This is a genomic window from Brachyspira innocens ATCC 29796 (assembly GCF_000384655.1).
Taxonomy (GTDB): Bacteria; Spirochaetota; Brachyspiria; order Brachyspirales; family Brachyspiraceae; genus Brachyspira; species Brachyspira innocens.
On record NZ_ARQI01000032.1, the window covers coordinates 1 to 3,576 of the forward strand.

The 3,576-nt window shown below is 20.9% G+C and carries 7 protein-coding genes; 4 read left to right on the plus strand and 3 right to left on the minus strand.

From position 1 onward, the window contains the following. The first annotated feature begins 186 nt into the window (after positions 1-186). Both F811_RS0100430 and F811_RS0100435 read left to right on the plus strand, forming a co-directional pair. Positions 187-390: a hypothetical protein gene (locus F811_RS0100430; protein ID WP_020003349.1), complete on the plus strand. Its 204-nt coding sequence runs from the start codon at positions 187-189 to the stop codon at positions 388-390. A gap of 162 nt (positions 391-552) precedes the next feature. Then, the gene (locus F811_RS0100435) at positions 553-738 is read left to right on the plus strand and encodes a hypothetical protein (RefSeq protein WP_020003350.1); all 186 of its coding nucleotides are present in this window, start codon (positions 553-555) and stop codon (positions 736-738) included. 103 nt (positions 739-841) lie between these two features. On the opposite strand, the gene F811_RS15275 is transcribed toward F811_RS0100435, so the two are convergent. Both F811_RS15275 and F811_RS0100445 read right to left on the minus strand, forming a co-directional pair. Beyond that, positions 842-1,273 carry a thermonuclease family protein gene (locus tag F811_RS15275; protein WP_020003351.1) on the minus strand — a complete coding sequence of 144 codons (432 nt, stop codon included), beginning with the start codon at positions 1,271-1,273 and terminating at the stop codon, positions 842-844. Between the two features lie 79 nt (positions 1,274-1,352). Beyond that, positions 1,353-1,559, minus strand: a complete 207-nt coding sequence (locus tag F811_RS0100445) for a hypothetical protein (protein WP_020003352.1) — start codon at positions 1,557-1,559, stop codon at positions 1,353-1,355. Between the two features lie 224 nt (positions 1,560-1,783). On the opposite strand from F811_RS0100445, the gene F811_RS0100450 reads away from it, so the two are divergent. Then, complete coding sequence (locus tag F811_RS0100450; RefSeq protein WP_020003353.1) at positions 1,784-2,887, plus strand: AAA family ATPase; 1,104 nt, start codon at positions 1,784-1,786, stop codon at positions 2,885-2,887. Beyond that, entirely contained in the window at positions 2,887-3,312 is a 426-nt protein-coding gene (locus F811_RS0100455; protein ID WP_020003354.1) for a hypothetical protein, read from the plus strand. Before F811_RS0100450 ends, F811_RS0100455 begins: the two co-directional genes overlap by 1 nt. Before the next feature lie 7 nt (positions 3,313-3,319). Here the strand turns inward: F811_RS0100455 and F811_RS0100460 are convergent, their stop codons facing one another. Further along, positions 3,320-3,505, minus strand: coding sequence for a hypothetical protein (locus F811_RS0100460; RefSeq protein WP_020003355.1), 186 nt, complete (start codon positions 3,503-3,505; stop codon positions 3,320-3,322). Between the last annotated feature and the right edge of the window lie 71 nt (positions 3,506-3,576).

The following is a 3,576-nucleotide window of genomic DNA, read 5'->3' on the forward strand; positions in this document are numbered from 1 at the left end:
GGCTTAGAACTCTGCAAAGTCCTAAGCCATAGAATACTTCAAAAGGAGGTGATTCCTTATGAATGGTACTGAAATATTCATCATCATAATAGCATTAACATTACTTATAAAAGAATTAAAAAATTAATGTTAACACTAACTAGCATTATTTTATACTAACATTAAATAATATTCAAGGAGTTTTTAATGTCTAAATTAAAAGAGTTTGAAGTAAAAAATAAAGAGGCAAAGATAAAAAAAGAGGCAGAGGATGTAATATCAATAAGTGTTCCTGCAGAAATAGGAAAAGAAATAAGAGAAAATGCTTTAAAGTATAATATGAAAATAAAAGAATATATGATAAATGTACATAAGTTTTATATGCAATACTTAAAAGAAAATAAAAAATAAAGAAATAGGAAAAATCTGCAATGAATGTAAGCGAATATTTAATAGCACTTCATAGAATGTATATGGAGGAGCAAAACAAAAAGTAAAATTATTAAAAAATAAAAGAGTAAGGTTTTCGCGGAACCTTACTCTAAAAATCACAATATAGTAGGAGCTTATATTATGATTAATAAAAATATTATAATACTATTTTTAAAAATAGTAAAGAGTATTATTATATCATTAGTATTTTTAACTGCAGTAATAATAATATTTTTAATTGTTATAGATAATAGCAATATAGAAATAAAACTAAATATTTCAAATAAGCCAGCATTTATATATGAAATATTTTTTAATAAAAAATAACTTATTACATCAACATATTAATAGCAATCAATGCATTTATAAAAGTATTGATTGCTATAATAAAGATATTCAATAATTAAGAATGGTAATAAAAATTATGATATTACCAACTATCTTTAGTACCGCCGTTATAAGGTTTTGCATAATTATTTTTTATCATATAGTCTTTTACATCTATATTATCAGCTTTGACATCAGCAAGTATTCTAAAATATTTATCTCTATTTAGATTGTATAAAGTTATTTTTCTGCCTTCAAATAATTTGATTAATGCTTCTTTTGATTTTCTTGCTAGTTCTTTAGTTTCTTCTGTACCGCCTCTAATTTCTGGAGTGGCTATGCCTCTTATGCGTACACTAATATTTGAACCTATAAGCCAATGAACATCAGGAATATTAACAAAAAATGTATCTCCATCATATATACGTATTACTTCAATATTATAAAGAATATTGTTATTTATATTATTTTCTGTAGTTTCAAAAGCAAATAGACTAATAGATAATACCATATAAATTAATAATAATTTTTTCATTTTTTTATCCTTAAATAAGTTTTATAAATATTGTTAAACAAATAAAATTTGCATTTTAAGCCTAAAAAATATATTTTTTTTAAGGTTTACATATTTTACAAGGTTCATATCCTTTTTTTATAGCTTCAGATAATGTTATTTTTATTTTAGATCTTCTTAATGAACTGCAATGCTCCAAATGATATTTTTCGCCTGTTCTTGTAATATATACAATTTGGTCTCGAGCAGCTGCTGTTACAGACATTATCAATAACAGCATAAATAACTTTATAATATTTAGTTTCATAAATTAATCCTATAATTTTATTTTTACATAATTATAGAAAAATAATTTTTGATATAAACATTATATAGTTTGCTTTTTAAAGTATTTTAATAAATATTTATAATAATTGAAAAAATTATAAAAAATTGAAATAATTTCTTATATAAATTTGACATTATTTTATATAAAATATACTATTAAGGATAGATATCTTTAGATATCTAACTTTTTAATAAAGGTAATTAATGTTACTAGAGTTTTCAATAGAAAATTTCAGATGTTATAAAGAAAAAACAACATTTGATTTTAAAAAAATAACAGCAATATTCGGTAATAATGCATCAGGTAAGACAAATATGCTTAATGCTTTGTCTTATACTTTGAAAACTATAAAAGAATTTTCTAAAATAGATGATTATCCTCCATTATATAAGCCGAATGATAAAACTAAACCAGTAACTATAAGTTTAAAGTTTTCTGATAAAGAAAAAAATGAATTTTTGTATGAGTTATCTGTAAAAGAAAAATTAGTATTAAGAGAGAAATATGAAGTATTAAAATTCAAAGATTTAGAAAATCATATAATATTTACTAGAGATAATCAAAATATAAAATTTAAAAAATTATTTAAAGATAATGAAGAAAAAGATATTAAAAATATTATAAACATATTAATGCTTCCCAATAACACATTTGCAAGTTTTATATTTTCAACAAAAATAGGACTTTATGAGACACTTGCACCTTTTTATGAATTAACAAGAAAAATATTTATTTCTATAGTTCATGATATGAGTGATTTTAAAGAAAATGATTTATTAGAACATATAAAAGAAAATAACGGTAATAAACGAGAAATATTAGAATTAGCAAAGCTGGCAGATTCTACAATAACAGATATAACAATATCTGAAGGAAATAAAATAATTTGTCATCATGGAAATGAAAAAAGGAACTTTTTTAAAGAATCTTCAGGAACAAGAAAGACTATATACATGACACCTATGCTCATACATGCTAAAAAAGAATCCAGTATTTTCTTAATAGATGAAATAGATACTCATTTTCATCCTTTAATTTTATCTTTATGGCTTGAAAAACTATCTGAAGTAAGTGAGCAAGTTATTTTTGTAGGACATAATCCTCTTGTAATAGATTTTTTAATGAGTTGGAAAGTATTTAATAGCTTAGAAAATATTATCTATTTATATAGAAATGAAGAAAATATTATAAAAAATATGAGTGGAAAAGAGTTTTATACAGAAGATGAAGATATAAATTTAAGATTTTCTGAACTAATATATCATAATTGGAATAATTATTATAAAAATAAATTGGATTATATTTAATGAATAATAATTGTAATAATAAACGAATTTTATTTGATCCTAATAAATTAAGAAATATAAAAAAATTATTACATAATACGCTAGAATTTATAAAAAATAAATACAAAAATCTTCCAGAAGAAAATAAACTTACTCATGAACAATATTCATATATAAAAAAAGAAATTGAAACTGTTATACAAGATATAGATCAACATACTAAAAATGATAAATATAATTATGCTAAAATTGAAGGAATCAATGATAAATTAATTAATTTTTATGATAGTATTAAATTATATATATCACCTGAAGAGTTATTAAAAGTTGATTTTATAAGTGATAATTATGCTAAAAATATGAATTTAAATGATGAACCTGATTGGAAAAATAAATTTGATAAAATTATATCAGAATTTATTAAGCTTTTAATAGAAGAAAACTAAATATATTTTAAAGTATTTTATCTAATATAAGTTTATTAATATTAGTTCTTATAATATTTTCTATTATATTTTTATTTTGTTCATAATTATTATTTTCTAATTCTTCTATATAGTTTAATAAGTTTTGAGCTGATGTATTTGATTCTCTTTTTCTTAAGAAATCTTTTACTTTTTGTATTTCTTCTTTAGTCATTATCAGCTCCTTGATTTTATTAAAGCCCAAGTATGAGCTGGTTTAATAGATAAAACTAATTGTTTAAAATA